The following is a 15,499-nucleotide window of genomic DNA, read 5'->3' as shown; positions in this document are numbered from 1 at the left end:
CGCACGCAAAGAAAAGGCCCCCGGTCGTCCGGGGGCCTTTTCTGTTCGGGAAAGGTCGAGCGTCAGATCTTGTCGCCGAGCGCGCCCTTGACCTTGCCGCTCAGATTCTGGGCTTCGCCCTTGCGCTCCTGCGCTTCGCCTTCGGCGCGCAGACGTTCGTTGTCCGTCGCCTTGCCGACCGCCTGCTTGGCGTTGCCGGCGGCTTCGTTGGCGAGGCCCTTGGCTTTGTCCTTGAATTCACCCACGGGGAGTCTCCTTGGCTGGCACGAGGCGGCATAGCCTCGTGCCCGATCAACGAGCGCGCGCCGTCGGCGTTCCATGGAAACGCATCAAGCCATTCAATTAAAAGAGAAAACTAACCTAGATTAGTCCCGCGAGCGGACTCGATGGATCGGCATAGCGGCGCTGGCCCATGCGGCCCGACAGATAGGCGTCACGTCCCGCCTCGACCGCGAGCTTCATCGCGCGCGCCATGCGGACGGGATCCTTCGCCTCGGCGATCGCCGTGTTCATCAGCACGCCGTCGCAGCCGAGTTCCATCGCCACCGCCGCGTCGCTCGCCGTGCCGACGCCCGCATCGACGAGCACCGGCACCGACGCGCCCTCGACGATCAGGCGGATCGTCACGCGGTTCTGGATGCCGAGCCCCGACCCGATCGGCGCGCCCAGCGGCATGATCGCGACCGCGCCCGCATCCTCGAGCTGCTTCGCGGCGATCGGATCGTCGACGCAATAGACCATCGGCAGGAAGCCCTCTTTCGCGAGCACTTCGGTCGCCTCCAGCGTCTCGCGCATGTTGGGATAGAGCGTCTTCGCCTCGCCGAGCACCTCGAGCTTGACGAGGTCCCACCCCCCCGCCTCGCGCGCCAGCCGCAGGGTGCGGATCGCGTCGTCGGCGTTGAAGCAGCCGGCGGTGTTGGGAAGATAGGTGATCTTCTTGGGGTCGATATAGTCGGTGAGCATCGGCGCGGCCGGGTCCGAGACATTGACGCGGCGCACCGCGACGGTGACGATCTCCGCCCCCGACGCCGCGACCGCGGCGGCGTTCTGCTCGAAATCCTTATATTTGCCGGTGCCGACGATCAGCCGCGACGTGAACGTCCGTCCGGCGACACTCCACTGGTCCGCTGACACCTCAACCGCCTCCTACGAAATGAACGATTTCCAGCGCATCGCCCTCGGCGAGCGCGACGTCGGCAAGGGTCGAGCGGGGGACGATCTCGCGGTTGCGCTCGACCGCGACCTTCTTCACGTCGAGCCCGAGCGAGGCGACGAGATCGGCGATGCTGCCGCTCCGCACCTGCCGCTGTTCGCCGTTGAGGACGATCGAAATCACCGCTGCACCCTTGCTTTGCCTTTTGCCGAGCAGCCCATATAGGGGGAGCGAGCAACGTAGCAACCGAAAGCCCGCCCCCTTGCCCCAAGAGCGTTCCGAACTTCCGACCGTCTATGTCCTTTCCGGCCCCAATCTCAACCTGCTCGGCACGCGCGAGCCGGAGATTTACGGACACGACACGCTCAACGATATCCACGCCCGGCTCGAGGCGCAGGCTGCGGGACTCGGCCTCCGCGTCGAATGCCGGCAGACGAACCATGAGGGCGTGCTGATCGACTGGCTGCACGAGGCCTATGTCGCGGGGGCGAAGGCGGTGCTGCTCAACGCGGGCGGCTATACCCACACGTCGATCGCGATCCACGACGCGATCAAGTCGATCAAGGTGCCGGTGATCGAGGTCCATCTGTCGGACCCGATGAAACGCGAAAATTTCCGCCATATCAGCTATGTGGGCATGGCGGCGGCCGCGCATTTCGCCGGGCATGGCGCCGACAGTTACACGCTGGCGCTGGACGCCGCCGCGCGCTTCTGACAAGAGGCGCGATCAGAAACAGGGGTCAGGGCGCCTCCAATCCGGCGCCGCAACAACGGGAAATTACATATGGGTGACCATAAGGAGCAGGGCATCAACATCGATCCGGCGTTCGTCCGCGCGCTGGCCGAACTGCTCGACGACACGCAGCTTTCGGAAATCGAGGTCGAGGACGGCGATCGCAAGGTGCGCGTCGCGCGCACGCTGACCGCCGCCGCCGCGCCGCTGGCTTACGCCCCCGCTCCGGTCGCCGCGGCCGCCGCTGCGCCGGCCGCACCGGCAGCCGCATCGGCAGCCCCCGCCCCCGACAGCTTCGCCGATGCGGTGAAGTCGCCGATGGTCGGCACCGTCTATCTTGCCCCCGAACCCGGCGCGCCCAATTTCGCGAGCTCGGGCGCCGCGGTGAAGGAAGGCGACACCATCCTGATCATCGAGGCGATGAAGGTGATGAACCCGATCACCGCCCCCAAGTCGGGCACGCTTCAGGCCGTGCATGTCGAGAACAGCCAGCCGGTCGAGTTCGACCAGCCGCTGTTCACCATCGGCTGATCCAGCCCATGAGCATCGAAAAGCTCCTGATCGCCAATCGTGGCGAGATCGCGCTGCGCATTCATCGCGCGTGTCATGAAATGGGCATCAAGACCGTCGCGGTCCACTCGACCGCCGACGCCGACGCGATGCACGTCCGCTTGGCCGACGAGGCGGTGTGCATCGGCCCGCCCGCGGCGAAGGACAGCTATCTCAACATTCCGGCGATCATCTCGGCCGCCGAGGTGACCAACGCCAACGCGATCCATCCGGGCTACGGCTTCCTGTCGGAAAACGCCCGCTTCGCCGAGATCATCGAGGCGCACGACCTGGTCTTCGTCGGCCCGAAGCCCGAGCATATCCGCACGATGGGCGACAAGGTCGAGGCGAAGCGCACCGCGGTCCAGCTCGGCCTGCCGGTCGTCCCGGGCTCGCCCGGCGCGGTCACCTATGGCGAGGAGACGAAGACGCTCGCGCGCGAGATCGGCTATCCGGTGCTGATCAAGGCCGCCTCGGGCGGCGGCGGGCGCGGCATGAAGGTCGTTCCCGACGAGGACAGCCTCGAAAGCCTGATGGGCCAGGCGTCGAGCGAGGCGGCGGCGGCGTTCGGCGACCCGACCGTCTATATGGAGAAATATCTCGGCAACCCGCGCCATATCGAATTCCAGGTGTTCGGCGACGGCAACGGCAACGCCATCCACCTCGGCGAGCGCGACTGCTCGCTCCAGCGCCGCCACCAGAAAGTGCTCGAGGAAGCCCCCTCGCCCGTCATCTCGGCCGAGGAGCGCGCGCGGATGGGCAAGATCTGCGCCGACGCGATGGCCAAGATGCACTATCGCGGCGCGGGGACGATCGAATTCCTCTGGGAAAACGGCGAGTTCTTCTTCATCGAGATGAATACCCGCATCCAGGTCGAGCATCCGGTGACCGAGATGATCACCGGCTTCGACCTCGTCCGTGAGCAGATTCGCATCGCCGACGGCCGCGGCCTGTCGGTGCGGCAGGAGGATCTCGAATTTCGCGGCCATGCGATGGAATGCCGCATCAATGCCGAGGATCCGCGCAGCTTCCTGCCCTCGCCGGGCAAGGTCACCCAATATCACCCCGCGGGCGGCATGCACGTCCGCGTCGATAGCGGACTCTACGCGGGCTATGCGATCCCGCCCTATTACGACAGCATGATCGGCAAGCTGATCGTCTATGGCCGCACGCGCGAAAGCTGCATGATGCGGATGCGCCGCGCGCTTGAGGAAATGGTCGTCAGCGGGGTCAAGACCAACATCCCGCTCCACCAGGCGCTGCTCGCCGCGCCCGACGTGATCCATGGCGACTATACGATCAAATGGCTCGAGGAATGGCTCGCGCAGCAGGACGCGGCGGAGGCCTGAGCACCGACCGCCTGCCCTCTCCTCTGAAGGGGAGGGGCGGTCACCGATCGCGCGCGCGCTCCTTCCAAACCTCTGTTTTTTTGGCTATGGCGGCCCCCATGGTCAAAAACTCTCCCTTTTCCGCACCCGCCGCGGCGCTTCTCCTCCCGCTCGCGCTCGCTGGCGCTCCCGCACTGGCCCAGACGTCGGATGTGAAGGAGGACTCGGTCGTCTTCCAGCCCGACAAGGTGGCCGACGATGCGCCCGTCGTCGAAACGCTGGCCGAGGCGAACCTGCCGAGCTGGTCGAAGGACAACGCCCGCGCGCTGCTCGCCTTCATCGCGACGGTCGGCGGCGAAGGGCTCTTCCCGAAAGATTATAATTCCGAAGGGATCGAGGCGGCGATCGCCAGCGGCAATCAGGTCGAACTCGATAAGGTGGCGACCGACAGCTTCCTGCTGCTCGCGACGCACCTGCGCGACGGCCGCACGCCGAACGCGGCCCGCAAGCAGTGGTTCATGACCGACAGCGACGCCGACGGCACCCCGCTGATCCCGCTGCTCAGCTATGCGCTGACGGCGAACGACATTCCGGTGGCGCTCGGCGGCCTCGATCCCGTCCACCCCACCTTCGCGCTTTTGAAGGCGTCGCTCGCCTCCGCCAAGACCCCTGCAGAGGCCAATGCGATCCGCGTCAACATGGAGCGCTGGCGCTGGATGCCGCGCGACCTCGGCACCGGCTATGTCGTCAGCAACGTCCCCGAATATCTGACCCGCGTCATCCACGACGGCGTCGTCATCGCAACGCACAAGGCGGTCGTGGGCAAGCCCACCACCCCGACGCCGCAGCTCAACCCGATGGCGACCGGCGTCATCGTCAACCCGACCTGGACGCTGCCGCGCAGCATCATCAACGAGGGCATCGGCGCGACGATCGCCAGCAACCCCGCCCGTGCCCGCGCGCAGGGCTATACCTGGACCGGCAAGGGCAAGACGCTATCGGTCGTGCAGCAGCCGGGGCCGGGCAATTCGCTCGGCGTGATGAAGATGGAGATGCTGAACCCGCACGCCATCTACCTCCACGACACGCCGTCGAAAGGCGCCTTCGCCGCCGACAAGCGCGCGTTCAGCCACGGCTGCATCCGCACCGAAAAGGCGCTGCATTTCTCGGGCCTGATGGCGGTGATGTTCGCGGGCAAATCGCCCGAGGAATTCGGCGAGGCGATCGCCAGCGGCAAGACGACGCGCTTTGGCTTCGACCAGCCTTTCCCCGTCTATGTCGCCTATTGGACGGTGGTGCCCGACGGCAAGGGCGGCGTGAAGAAGCTCGCCGACCTCTACGGCCGCGATGCGCCCGTCGTCGCGAGCTTCGCCAAGCCCGGCCGCCCGACCGCGGTGCTGATCTCCCCCACCCCCCCGCCGGTCGTCCCGACGACGACGACCGCTGCGCGCCAGCCGGCACCGGCGAGCGCGCCGAGCGCAACCGCGCCGGGGACCTCGGGGATTTATTGAGCAGTCATGGAAGCTGGGCGCTCAACTGGCAAAGGTCTGATGGCGCTGGCGATCCTGCTTTCCTTGGTTGTGCCGCCTGCCATCTCCGCAGAACGTCCCGACGCGCAATTTCAATGCGACGCGACGACAAGGAACGAATGGCTCGCCTCCCCTTCCAACGTGGACGAAGGCGAGAAAATCGATCCGGCGCTCGTTCGCCCCATATCAAGCAATATCAAGCGGGCGATCGCGCTGCTGGGCGATCGAAGCGCCATTCCCCTGACGCACGGTCAACTTGTCGAGTTCATGGGAACGAAGGCCTCCGAAACCATCCCGCCGGGCGATCAGTATCATGCCTATCTGGTGCGTGCGGTGTTTCCCACCGGTCGACCCACACTCAACGTTCGCTGGAGCGGCAATGACCTCCATGTCTTTGCCGCCGGCCTGGGGTGCGCGCCCTTTACAAAGCATCCGGTGATTGTTTTCCTCACCCGCGAGCCCGCGCGCGTATTCGTGACGGCTTCGGCCGCCCTCTGACGATTCAATCCGCGGTCCCCGGCATCACCCCGCTCGTCGCGCTCGTCCGGACGATAGCCTCGGTCCCCGGCGGCGGCGGCAGCACGGGTTGCGGCGGCGGAAGGCTCAGCTTGTCGGCGAACAGCAGCCGGCCCGGGCCGAGCTTGTAGAGGATTTGCGGCAGCAATTCCTCGCCGAACACGAAACAGCCCTCGCTGCGCCCCAGCTTGCCCTGCGTCGCGATCAGCGACGGTTCGGCGTACCAGGCGCCGTGGACGACGATCGCGCGCATGTCGGCGTTGCTGTTGTCGGGATCGAGCCCGGCGAGCCGCATCGACGAGCCGTTCGATCCCCAATAATAGTCGCTGGTGCGATAGGCGCCGCGCGAGCTCGCGAGGCTGCCGGGGGCGTTCGAGAAGCTCTTGAGCCAGCCGTCGTGCTGCGGGTCCGAGCCGCGGCCGTGCGTCACCGGATAGAGGTCGATCCGCCCCGCGACCATGTCGACGAGCGCGAAGCGCGGGCGGGAGGACGGAAGCCCGAAATCGACGATGCCAACGCGGTCGGTCAGCGCGATATGACGGCCCTCGCGCGCGAGTTGCGCGCGCGCCACCGCGAGATAGTCGACGGGCGGAGCCGCCGGCGCCTGCGGGTGCTGGGCGATCCAGTCCGGCACCTGCGCGCGCGCCTCTGCCGCCGCGAAGGCGCCCGCACTCGCGAGCCCCGCCAGCATCGACCTGCGATCGATCATCTTGTTCACGTGCAACCCAACCCCGCATGCCGCCTCTGGCGGTCCTTCGTCGGGACATTAGCCGCAGCTTGCCCTCTAAAGGCAAGACGCATCATCGTCTTCATGCGGGGTGTTGTGCCATAATCGCCATGAACAGCGGGTTTACGCGCCGCCCCCACCCGCCCTTGCCCCGCCCGCACCGGCGCGATAGAGCCGCTCCCATGAAAGCGACCATCTGGCACAACCCCGCCTGCGGCACCTCGCGCAAGACCCTCGCAATCCTCGAGGAGACGCCGGGCGTCGACGTCACCGTCGTCGAATATCTGAAGACGCCCTACGCGGCGGACAAGCTGCGCCAGCTTTTCGCCGGCGCCGGCCTGACCGCAAAGGAGGCGCTGCGCCTCCGCGGCACCGACGCCGAGGAGCGCGGCCTGCCGGACGCGAACGAGGATGCGATCATCGCCGCGATGGTCGCCAATCCCGCCTATGTGAACCGGCCGTTCGTCGAGACCGACAAGGGCGTCCGCTTCTGCCGCCCGCAGGATGTGGTGCGGGAGATTTTGTAGATTCGGGAATGAACGCTCATCTCCCCTCCCGCTCGCGGGAGGGGGCAGCGAGGCTTGGCAGCTTGCTGCCCAGCCGCAGCGGGGTGAGCTATCGCACGGTCGCTGCGCACCCCCGACCCCTCCCGCAAGCGGGAGGGGAGCATAAGCTACCCCGCCGAAATCCGCCCCCCCGCAATCCGAAACCGCGTCACCGGCCCCGGCATATCCTCGAACAGCGCCGCCTCGGTCCCGGTCAGCCACGCCTGTCCGCCCTGCCCCGCGAGCCGTTCGTAAAGCGCGGCGCGGCGCGAGGGGTCGAGATGCGCGGCGACCTCGTCGAGCAGCAGAACCGGCCGCCGCCCGCGCGCCCGCGCGACGCAATCGCTGTGCGCGAGGACGAGCGACAGCAGCATCGCCTTCTGCTCGCCGGTCGAGCAGCGCGCCGCCGCGCGGCCGCTGGCGGCGTGGACCGCGGCAAGGTCGTCGCGGTGCGGTCCCGCGGTCGCGCGCCCCGCCGCGGCGTCGATCCGCCGCCGCCCCGCGAACAGCGTGCGTAGCGCCTCCTCGCTCCACGGTTCCTCGCGCGCCGCGCCTTCGCTGTCGACGAGCGTGAGCAGCGGCCGCGCGAAGGGGGCGTCGGGTTGCTCCGCCAGCTCCGCCGACAGCGCGGCGAGCGTGCGCTGCCGCGCCGCGTCGATCGCCGCGCCATGCTCGGCGAGCTGCGCCTCGAGGCTCGTCAGCCACCGCGCGTCGGCCCCCGCGAGATCGGCGAGCAGCTTGCCGCGCGCGCGCAGCGCCGCCTCGTAGCGGTTGCCGTGCTGCGCGTGGCGCGGGTCGAGCGCGAGGACGAGCCGGTCAAGGAAGCGCCGCCGGTTTCCCGCCGTCTCGACGAACAGCCGGTCCATCGCGGGGGTCAGCCACAATACCGCGAGCCAGTCGCCGAGCGCGGTCGCCGCCGCGGGGCTGCCGTTGATCCGCACCAGCCGCCGCCCCGGATGCGCGGGCTCGATCCCGGTGCCGAGCGCGACCGGGGCGAGTCCCTCGCCCGCGAGCACCTCCGCGAACACCGCGAAGCCCCCGCCCGCGCCGTCGCGCACCATCTCGGCAAGCGGCGCGCGCCGCAGCCCGCGCCCGGGTGCGAGCAGCGAGATCGCCTCCAATATGTTGGTCTTGCCCGCGCCATTGTCGCCATGCAATGCGACCAGACCCGGCCCCGCGCCCAGATCCGCGCCGGCATGATTGCGAAAATCGGTCAGCGAAAGGCGGGTCAGCGTCATCCCGATCGCGCGTAGGATATTTCCTGCGTGGAGGGAAATGTCCTTTCTTCCTTCCCTGCTGCCCACTCCTCGTCGCCCCCGCGAAGGGGGGCGCTGGAGGCTCAAGGCTGCGTCGCTGCGTAAACCGCCGCCGGCCCCCGCCCTCGCGGGGGCGACGTTGAAAAATTTTTCTCATAATCTGAAATTTTCACCATATGACGGCAAAACTTCCAACGAAACAAAATTCCAAAACCGGAAAAACCGCGCTTAACCGCCCATGAATGAAATTGGCACGCCTCCTGCAACAGTGTCGGCATCCACCGGATGGTCCGGATGGGAGGAACGAAAGGATTTCAACATGGCTCACTTCACCACCGAATCGCTCAAGAGCTACGCGATCGCCGCGGTCGCCTCGCTCTACTGCTCGCTGATGTTCCTGGCCGCTGTCGGCCCGAACGGTGCCGAACTCGGCCGCCTGGTCATCTGACCAGCGGCCGGTTCGCCCACCCCATGATGCCGGCCCTCGCGCCGGGACGGAAAGGAAAAAAATGAAACAGGGTTTTCGCAAGAATCGTCGCGATGGCATGGTCTTCGGCGTCTGCGCCGGCATGGCCGACCACTTCGGCTTCGACGTCTTGTGGACGCGCGTCGCCTTCGTGGCGCTGACCTTGCTGGGCTTCGGCCTGCCGCTGCTGCTCTATATCACGGTCGCGATCCTCGCACCCTAGCAGCCCCGGGCCGGCCGCCTTCCAGGCGCAGTCGCACCGGCCCGCACATTCCCAAGGACCAAGGGCTCACCGGCCGCGCCGGTGGGCCCTTTTATTTGGACGCAAAAGAGCTTCAGCCGGGCAATGACATCGGGAGCCAGAGGAATGTTGACGGCATCTCCTTTCCCGAACCGAAGGCAAGAAACGCGGCCAGGGCTTGTTCGAAGGAGAAGCGGAGACGCGCGTCATCGGTATCCAGAACCCCCCGCCGCGCCGCCTGAAAATGCGATCCGGTCCCGCGGCGCATTTCGATCGTGAAGCTCCCATCGCGCAACATGGTCTGGATATAATCTTCGGACGCCCTCTCTAAGATTGCGAAATCCCCCTCCCCCAAACCAAGCAGTGCATCGTGAACGGCCAACGCCGAAGCCGGAGCATCGCGCTCCCGGCTCCCCACTATGAGGGTCAAGCCCTCGGATATTTCATGCCGTTCAGACGTGGCACGAAGCGAACGGCCGGTCGCGGTAAGAATATCACGCAAGAAACGCACCAGGGGCTCCGCTTCGCGGCGATCGCTATGGGCCAACCAGAAACATAGAAGCATCAGCAAAATGAAGCCGCCGATGACGGCAATATCACTCCACTCATGCTGCACCGCGGCAAGCATCCCGAAAAGAACGAGAACAAGCCAGGGAAGCGATATCGCGACCAGCAACACACCGTTGAGGTCCGAACCGGCTCTGCCATGAATTCGCGAACCGAAGCCATCCTGCCGTATCAGGCCGAACAGCATCGGGCCGTAACGGTCGAACGCGCTGAACCAGAGGCAGATGAACGGGCCGCAAATCCAGCCGCGGGCGCCATAGCCCGGATCGAACCATCCCTTTTTTCGCGCGCGTATGTCGGCTTTCACATCGGCCACTCTCGATGCCGAGCGGATGTCAAACTTATAACCAAATGGCTGAAATGCCATTACGTCCTCCAACGCGTCCCCAACATCGATCGCTGCGGCGAGTCCCGATCATTTCGGCCGCACCGAGAACCGATAGGGAATATAGAGGAACACCTCGGTGGCGCTCGCCTGCGCCCAGATCAGCTGTTCGTTGAGCCCCGCGACCTCGACCCCATAGTCGGGTCCGAACGCCGCGGCGGTCTTCAGCGCCTCGGCGGCGACCAGCTTGACGATCGGCTCGCGATACTGGTCGGGGTTGATGATCGTCAGCGTGATGCCGCCGCGCTTTTCGATCAGCGCGCGCCCGGTCGCCGGCACCGACTTGATGAAGCTGTCGATCCGCCCCTGCGCGCCGCCGACCGACCCCGCGAGGCTCGCCTTGACGAACAGCCCGATCTCGCTGGTGTCGGGCCGCGCGCCGCGCGCGAACGCCAGATCCTTGTAATTCGCCAGCGTCACCTTCGCGAGTTCGAAGTCGCCGGTCGCCAGCTCGACCCCCGCCGCGTCGGCGCGCCGGATCGCCGCCTCCAGCATCGCGTGGATTTCCTGCTTGCGCATATCCTCGTCGCGCGAGTCCGAGGTGAATTTCACCGGCTGGATCGCGCTGTCGGCGGTGCGGCGCAGTCCGACCACCGTCTGCTCATCGGACAGATAGTCGGCCGAGGCGCGCTGCCCCGTCACCACCACCTCGCCCACGATATTGCTGTTGTCCTGCGCCACGGCCGGCGTCGCCGCCGCGAACAGCGCGGCGCCAAACAGAAAAGCCCGCATCATCCCTCTCCTCCCGATCGGAAGGGCGAAGCTATCAGCTTGGCGGCAAAGGGGAAGGCCCGAGGTAGCAGGCCGCTGACGGCCGATAACAGCCCTCGCCCCCGCGAAGGCAGGGGCCGCTGTCGGCCTTCTCCTGCGCCGCTGCGTAAGACGACGGCGGCCCCCGCCTTCGCGGGGGCGACGAGTTATGCAACATCCGCTCCCCACCCCAAACCATCTTCACCCAAAGAAAAAACCCCGCCGGATCGCTCCGGCGGGGCTCTTTTCCGTCAGGCCATCGGGCCGGCGAGGCTTATTCTTCCTCGCCGCCTTCGGGGCGCTCTTCGACCATCACGTCGTCGGTCGTGAAGTCCTCGCCCTGCACCTTGCCGAGCGGGTCGTCGCCCATCGCGGCTTCGGGCCCCTGCGCCAGTTCGGCCTCATGCTCCTCGGCCGCGGTCTGCGGCGCGATCAGATGCTCCTGGTTCGCCCGCATCGCGGCGCGGAGCGCGGCATCCTTCGACGAGGCGGTGACGCGGACGCGGTTCATGGCAGCGCCGGTGCCCGCCGGAATCAGGCGGCCGACGATGACATTTTCCTTGAGGCCCATCAGCGAGTCGACCTTGCCCTGCACCGACGCTTCGGTGAGGACGCGGGTCGTTTCCTGGAAGGACGCCGCCGACACGAAGCTGCGCGTCTGCAGGCTCGCCTTGGTGATGCCCAGCAGCACCGGGCGCCCTTCGGCGGGCTTGCCGTTCTTCGGCAGCTTCGCGTTATATTCCATCATCTCCAGATAATCGAGCTGTTCGCCCGGCAGCAGCGTGGTGTCGCCGCCGTCGGTGATCTCGACCTTCTGCAGCATCTGGCGGACGATCACCTCGATGTGCTTGTCGTTGATCTTCACGCCCTGGAGTCGATAGACTTCCTGGATTTCCGCGACCAGATATTCGGCCAGCGCCTCGACGCCCATGACGTCGAGAATGTCGTGCGGGTTCGGCGAGCCCGAGATCAGCGCGTCGCCGCGCTTCACATGGTCGCCTTCCTGCACTTCCAGAACCTTCGACTTGGGGATCAGATATTCGATCGGATCGCCTTCCTCCGGAACGATCGCGATCTTGCGCTTCGCCTTGTAATCCTTGACGAATTCAATGCGACCGCTGATCTTCGCGATGACGCTGTTGTCCTTCGGGATGCGCGCTTCGAACAGCTCGGCAACACGCGGCAGACCGCCGGTGATGTCGCGCGTCTTCGACGCTTCGCGGGTCACACGAGCGAGAACGTCGCCCGCCTGCACTTCCTGGCCGTCCTCGACCGACAGCATCGTGCCGACCGCGAGCAGGTAGCGCGCGGCTTCGCCCGAGGTGTCGTCGAGCAGGGTCAGGCGCGGCTGAAGGTCTTCCTTCTTGCCGCGGCCGGCGGCGCGATATTCGATCACGACGCGCTGCGCGATGCCGGTCGCTTCGTCGACCTGTTCGATCAGCGTCTTGGAATCGATCAGGTCCTGATACTTCACGACACCGTTCTTTTCGGTGATCAGCGGCATGGTGAACGGATCCCATTCGGCGATCCGGTCGCCCTTCTTCACCTTTTCGCCGTCCTTGTGCATGATCTGCGCGCCATAGGGCAGCTTGTGGGTCGCGCGTTCGCGGCCCTCGCTGTCGATGACCGCGATCTCGCCCGAACGCGACAGCGCCAGGCGGCGGCCGCGCTGGTCGACGATCGTCGCCATGTCGCGATATTCGATCGTGCCGTCGGAGATGGCTTCGAGGTTCGACTGCTCGTTGACCTGCGCCGCGCCGCCGATGTGGAAGGTCCGCATCGTCAGCTGGGTGCCGGGCTCGCCGATCGACTGGGCGGCGATGACGCCGACCGCTTCGCCGATGTTCACAGGCGTGCCGCGCGCCAGGTCGCGGCCATAGCATTTGGCGCAGACGCCCAGCGTCGCTTCGCAGACCAGCGGGCTGCGGATCTTGACCGCCTGCACTTCGGCGTCCTCGATCTTCGCGACCATCGCTTCGTCGAGCAGCGTGCCCACCGGAGCGATGACGTTGCCGTCCTTGTCGGCGACGTCCTCGAGCGTCGTGCGGCCGAGGATACGCTCGCCGAGCGAGGCGATCGTCGAACCGCCCTGGATGATCGCGCGCATTTCCATGCCGCGTTCGGTCCCGCAATCATCCTCGATCACGACGCAGTCCTGCGACACGTCGACGAGTCGGCGGGTCAGGTAACCCGAGTTCGCCGTCTTGAGCGCGGTGTCCGCGAGGCCCTTGCGGGCGCCGTGGGTCGAGTTGAAATATTCAAGGACGGTCAGGCCTTCCTTGAAGTTCGAGATGATCGGCGTTTCGATGATCTCACCCGACGGCTTGGCCATCAGGCCGCGCATGCCGGCAAGCTGCTTCATCTGGGCCTGCGAACCACGGGCACCCGAGTGCGCCATCATGTAGATGGAGTTGATCGGAGCGAGACGACCCGTCTTCGGATCTTTCGGCTCGGCGCGGATTTCGTCCATCATCGCGTTCGCGACCTTGTCGCCACACTGCGACCAGGCGTCGATCGCCTTGTTGTATTTTTCCTGCTGCGTGATCAGACCGTCCTGATACTGCTGCTCGAAATCCTTCACCAGCGCACGGGTTTCGTTGACCATGCCTTCCTTCGAATCGGGGATGATCATGTCATCCTTGCCGAAGGAAATGCCCGCCTTGAACGCGTTGCGGAAGCCCAGCGCCATGATGGCGTCGGCGAACAGCACCGTCTCTTTCTGGCCGGTGTGACGATAGACCTGATCGATCACGTCGCCGATTTCCTTCTTGGTCAGAAGGCGGTTGACGACGTCGAAGGGCACGGTGTGCGACTTCGGCAGGCATTCGCCGATCAGCATGCGGCCCGGCGTGGTTTCGAAGCGGCGCAGATATTCATTGCCCTGCTCGTCGGTCTGCGGAACGCGGCTGATCACCTTGGTGTGCAGCGTCACCGCGCCGGTGAACAGCGCTTGATGCACCTCGGCCATGTCGGCGAGCAGCATCCCCTCGCCCGGCTCGCCTTCGCGCTCCATCGAGAGATAATAGAGACCCAGCACCATATCCTGCGACGGCACGATGATCGGCTTGCCGTTCGCGGGGCTGAGGATGTTGTTGGTCGACATCATCAGCACGCGCGCTTCGAGCTGGGCTTCGAGGCTCAGCGGGACGTGCACGGCCATCTGGTCGCCGTCGAAGTCGGCGTTGAAAGCGGCGCAGACCAGCGGGTGAAGCTGGATCGCCTTGCCCTCGATCAGCACGGGCTCGAACGCCTGGATGCCGAGGCGGTGGAGCGTCGGGGCGCGGTTCAGCAGGACCGGGTGCTCGCGAATGACTTCGTCGAGGATGTCCCAGACTTCCTTGCGTTCCTTTTCGACCCACTTCTTCGCCTGCTTCAGGGTCATCGACAGACCCTTGGCGTCGAGGCGCGCGTAGATGAACGGCTTGAACAGTTCGAGCGCCATCTTCTTCGGCAGGCCGCACTGGTGCAGCTTGAGTTCGGGACCGGTCACGATGACCGAACGGCCCGAATAGTCGACGCGCTTGCCGAGCAGGTTCTGGCGGAAGCGACCCTGCTTTCCCTTGAGCATGTCGCTGAGCGACTTGAGCGGACGCTTGTTCGCGCCGGTGATCGTGCGGCCGCGGCGGCCGTTGTCGAACAATGCGTCGACGGCTTCCTGCAGCATGCGCTTTTCGTTGCGGACGATGATGTCCGGCGCGCGCAGCTCCATCAGCCTCTTGAGACGATTGTTGCGGTTGATCACGCGGCGATAGAGGTCGTTCAAATCCGACGTCGCGAAGCGGCCGCCGTCGAGCGGCACCAGCGGGCGCAGTTCGGGCGGAATGACCGGCACGACTTCGAGGATCATCCACTCGGGACGGTTGCCCGATTCGATGAAGCTCTCGACGACCTTCAGCCGCTTGATGATCTTCTTGGGCTTGAGCTCCGACTTGGTCGTCGCCAGCTCTTCCATCAGGTCGACGCGTTCCTGTTCGAGATCGAGATTCTCGAGCAGCACGCGGATCGCCTCGGCACCGATGCCGGCCGAGAAGGCGTCCTCGCCATATTCGTCCTGCGCGTCGAGCAGTTCGTCTTCGGTCAGAAGCTGGAACTTCTCGAGCGGGGTCAGGCCGGGCTCAAGGACGATATAGGCCTCGAAATAGAGGACGCGCTCGAGCTGCTTCAGCTGCATGTCGAGCAGCAGGCCGATGCGCGACGGCAGCGACTTCAGGAACCAGATGTGCGCGACGGGCGCGGCGAGCTCGATATGGCCCATGCGCTCGCGGCGAACCTTGGTCACCGTGACTTCGACACCGCACTTCTCGCAGACGATGCCCTTGTATTTCATGCGCTTGTACTTGCCGCACAGGCACTCATAATCCTTGATCGGACCAAAGATGCGCGCGCAGAACAGGCCGTCACGCTCGGGCTTGAACGTGCGGTAGTTGATCGTCTCGGGCTTCTTGATCTCGCCGAACGACCACGAGCGGATACGCTCGGGGCTCGCGATGCCGATCTTGATCATGTCGAAGGTCTCGGGCTTCGCGACCGGGTTCATGAAGTTGGTAAGCTGGTTCATTTTTCAGTTCCCTTGGGTTGGGACAAAAACTTTTCGATCTCGCGGTCAATTTTATCCGGCGCGGCAGTCTCGTAGATCCAGTAGAGTGCTAATCCACCGATAAGAAAGAATACGAAGACACCCCAGTTAATCGATCGAGGATCGGCCGACAGGAAGCCTGCAAGCAAGGCATGCTCGATGACCAGAAAGGTCAACG

Annotated in this window: 17 protein-coding genes; 8 read left to right on the top strand and 9 right to left on the bottom strand. The window is 65.6% G+C overall.

The genetic code is table 11. From position 1 onward, the window contains the following. Nucleotides 1-62: 62 nt before the first annotated feature. The 3 genes from CD928_RS00540 to thiS all read right to left on the bottom strand — a co-directional run bounded on the left by CD928_RS00540 (nt 63) and on the right by thiS (nt 1,336). On the bottom strand, nt 63-245 hold the full coding sequence (locus tag CD928_RS00540; protein ID WP_095383475.1) for a CsbD family protein: 183 nt from the start codon (nt 243-245) through the stop codon (nt 63-65). Nucleotides 246-360: 115 nt separating this feature from the next. Continuing rightward, nucleotides 361-1,134, bottom strand: a complete 774-nt coding sequence (locus tag CD928_RS00535) for a thiazole synthase (RefSeq protein WP_095383472.1) — start codon at nt 1,132-1,134, stop codon at nt 361-363. 1 nt (nt 1,135) lies between these two features. After that, a complete protein-coding gene (gene thiS / locus CD928_RS23995) occupies nt 1,136-1,336 on the bottom strand; it encodes a sulfur carrier protein ThiS (RefSeq protein WP_176141558.1) in 201 nt (66 codons plus the stop codon). A 79-nt stretch (nt 1,337-1,415) separates the two neighbouring features. On the opposite strand from thiS, the gene CD928_RS00525 reads away from it, so the two are divergent. The 5 genes from CD928_RS00525 (at nt 1,416) to CD928_RS00505 (ending at nt 5,790) form a co-directional block, all read left to right on the top strand. Continuing rightward, the gene (locus CD928_RS00525; RefSeq protein WP_095383469.1) at nt 1,416-1,868 is read left to right on the top strand and encodes a type II 3-dehydroquinate dehydratase; all 453 of its coding nucleotides are present in this window, start codon (nt 1,416-1,418) and stop codon (nt 1,866-1,868) included. A gap of 69 nt (nt 1,869-1,937) precedes the next feature. Then, on the top strand, nt 1,938-2,417 hold the full coding sequence (accB, locus tag CD928_RS00520) for an acetyl-CoA carboxylase biotin carboxyl carrier protein (RefSeq protein WP_095383466.1): 480 nt from the start codon (nt 1,938-1,940) through the stop codon (nt 2,415-2,417). An 8-nt stretch (nt 2,418-2,425) separates the two neighbouring features. Continuing rightward, nucleotides 2,426-3,784 (top strand): acetyl-CoA carboxylase biotin carboxylase subunit, encoded by a 1,359-nt coding sequence (accC, locus tag CD928_RS00515; protein ID WP_095383463.1) that lies wholly within the window; start codon nt 2,426-2,428, stop codon nt 3,782-3,784. A 98-nt stretch (nt 3,785-3,882) separates the two neighbouring features. Continuing rightward, nucleotides 3,883-5,274: a L,D-transpeptidase family protein gene (locus CD928_RS00510; RefSeq protein ID WP_095383460.1), complete on the top strand. Its 1,392-nt coding sequence runs from the start codon at nt 3,883-3,885 to the stop codon at nt 5,272-5,274. A 39-nt stretch (nt 5,275-5,313) separates the two neighbouring features. Further along, complete coding sequence (locus CD928_RS00505) at nt 5,314-5,790, top strand: hypothetical protein (RefSeq protein ID WP_095383457.1); 477 nt, start codon at nt 5,314-5,316, stop codon at nt 5,788-5,790. Between the two features lie 4 nt (nt 5,791-5,794). Here CD928_RS00505 and CD928_RS00500 read toward each other — a convergent pair whose 3' ends face one another. Further along, the gene (locus CD928_RS00500; RefSeq protein ID WP_255247024.1) at nt 5,795-6,517 is read right to left on the bottom strand and encodes a murein L,D-transpeptidase catalytic domain family protein; all 723 of its coding nucleotides are present in this window, start codon (nt 6,515-6,517) and stop codon (nt 5,795-5,797) included. 200 nt (nt 6,518-6,717) lie between these two features. Here CD928_RS00500 and CD928_RS00495 point away from each other — a divergent pair, with 200 nt between their 5' ends. Beyond that, nucleotides 6,718-7,062, top strand: a complete 345-nt coding sequence (locus CD928_RS00495) for an arsenate reductase family protein (RefSeq protein ID WP_095383454.1) — start codon at nt 6,718-6,720, stop codon at nt 7,060-7,062. A 146-nt stretch (nt 7,063-7,208) separates the two neighbouring features. On the opposite strand, the gene recF is transcribed toward CD928_RS00495, so the two are convergent. Continuing rightward, entirely contained in the window at nt 7,209-8,318 is a 1,110-nt protein-coding gene (gene recF, locus CD928_RS00490) for a DNA replication/repair protein RecF (protein WP_095383451.1), read from the bottom strand. 337 nt (nt 8,319-8,655) lie between these two features. Between recF and CD928_RS23675 the strand changes: the two genes are divergently transcribed. Both CD928_RS23675 and CD928_RS00485 read left to right on the top strand, forming a co-directional pair. Beyond that, nucleotides 8,656-8,784: a hypothetical protein gene (locus CD928_RS23675; protein ID WP_255246989.1), complete on the top strand. Its 129-nt coding sequence runs from the start codon at nt 8,656-8,658 to the stop codon at nt 8,782-8,784. Between the two features lie 61 nt (nt 8,785-8,845). Next, on the top strand, nt 8,846-9,025 hold the full coding sequence (locus tag CD928_RS00485) for a PspC domain-containing protein (RefSeq protein ID WP_095383448.1): 180 nt from the start codon (nt 8,846-8,848) through the stop codon (nt 9,023-9,025). Between the two features lie 112 nt (nt 9,026-9,137). Here the strand turns inward: CD928_RS00485 and CD928_RS00480 are convergent, their stop codons facing one another. The 4 genes from CD928_RS00480 to CD928_RS00465 form a co-directional block, all read right to left on the bottom strand. After that, nucleotides 9,138-9,977, bottom strand: a complete 840-nt coding sequence (locus CD928_RS00480) for a hypothetical protein (RefSeq protein ID WP_095383445.1) — start codon at nt 9,975-9,977, stop codon at nt 9,138-9,140. A gap of 48 nt (nt 9,978-10,025) precedes the next feature. Beyond that, the gene (locus CD928_RS00475) at nt 10,026-10,730 is read right to left on the bottom strand and encodes a TonB-dependent receptor (protein ID WP_095383442.1); all 705 of its coding nucleotides are present in this window, start codon (nt 10,728-10,730) and stop codon (nt 10,026-10,028) included. Nucleotides 10,731-11,019: 289 nt separating this feature from the next. Then, nucleotides 11,020-15,303: a DNA-directed RNA polymerase subunit beta' gene (gene rpoC, locus CD928_RS00470; RefSeq protein ID WP_095383439.1), complete on the bottom strand. Its 4,284-nt coding sequence runs from the start codon at nt 15,301-15,303 to the stop codon at nt 11,020-11,022. Then, nucleotides 15,300-15,497 carry a hypothetical protein gene (locus tag CD928_RS00465; protein WP_141237048.1) on the bottom strand — a complete coding sequence of 66 codons (198 nt, stop codon included), beginning with the start codon at nt 15,495-15,497 and terminating at the stop codon, nt 15,300-15,302. Before CD928_RS00465 ends, rpoC begins: the two co-directional genes overlap by 4 nt. Nucleotides 15,498-15,499: the final 2 nt, after the last annotated feature.

Origin of the sequence: Sphingopyxis sp. GW247-27LB, assembly GCF_002277025.1 — a bacterium.
Taxonomy (GTDB): domain Bacteria; phylum Pseudomonadota; class Alphaproteobacteria; order Sphingomonadales; family Sphingomonadaceae; genus Sphingopyxis.
The sequence above is the reverse complement of the archived record's forward strand: the minus strand, read 5'-3'. Positions and strand labels throughout refer to the sequence as shown.

What these genes read in the sequence shown, in the direction of transcription:
- accB (WP_095383466.1), top strand. Translation starts at nt 1,938, where the DNA reads ATGGGTGACCATAAGGAGCAGGGCATCAACATCGATCCGGCGTTCGTC.
- accC (WP_095383463.1), top strand. Translation starts at nt 2,426, where the DNA reads ATGAGCATCGAAAAGCTCCTGATCGCCAATCGTGGCGAGATCGCGCTG.
- CD928_RS00510 (WP_095383460.1), top strand. Translation starts at nt 3,883, where the DNA reads ATGGTCAAAAACTCTCCCTTTTCCGCACCCGCCGCGGCGCTTCTCCTC.
- CD928_RS00505 (WP_095383457.1), top strand. Translation starts at nt 5,314, where the DNA reads ATGGCGCTGGCGATCCTGCTTTCCTTGGTTGTGCCGCCTGCCATCTCC.
- CD928_RS00500 (WP_255247024.1), bottom strand. Translation starts at nt 6,517, where the DNA reads ATGATCGATCGCAGGTCGATGCTGGCGGGGCTCGCGAGTGCGGGCGCC.
- CD928_RS00495 (WP_095383454.1), top strand. Translation starts at nt 6,718, where the DNA reads ATGAAAGCGACCATCTGGCACAACCCCGCCTGCGGCACCTCGCGCAAG.
- recF (WP_095383451.1), bottom strand. Translation starts at nt 8,318, where the DNA reads ATGACGCTGACCCGCCTTTCGCTGACCGATTTTCGCAATCATGCCGGC.
- CD928_RS23675 (WP_255246989.1), top strand. Translation starts at nt 8,656, where the DNA reads ATGGCTCACTTCACCACCGAATCGCTCAAGAGCTACGCGATCGCCGCG.
- CD928_RS00485 (WP_095383448.1), top strand. Translation starts at nt 8,846, where the DNA reads ATGAAACAGGGTTTTCGCAAGAATCGTCGCGATGGCATGGTCTTCGGC.
- CD928_RS00480 (WP_095383445.1), bottom strand. Translation starts at nt 9,977, where the DNA reads ATGGCATTTCAGCCATTTGGTTATAAGTTTGACATCCGCTCGGCATCG.
- CD928_RS00475 (WP_095383442.1), bottom strand. Translation starts at nt 10,730, where the DNA reads ATGATGCGGGCTTTTCTGTTTGGCGCCGCGCTGTTCGCGGCGGCGACG.
- rpoC (WP_095383439.1), bottom strand. Translation starts at nt 15,303, where the DNA reads ATGAACCAGCTTACCAACTTCATGAACCCGGTCGCGAAGCCCGAGACC.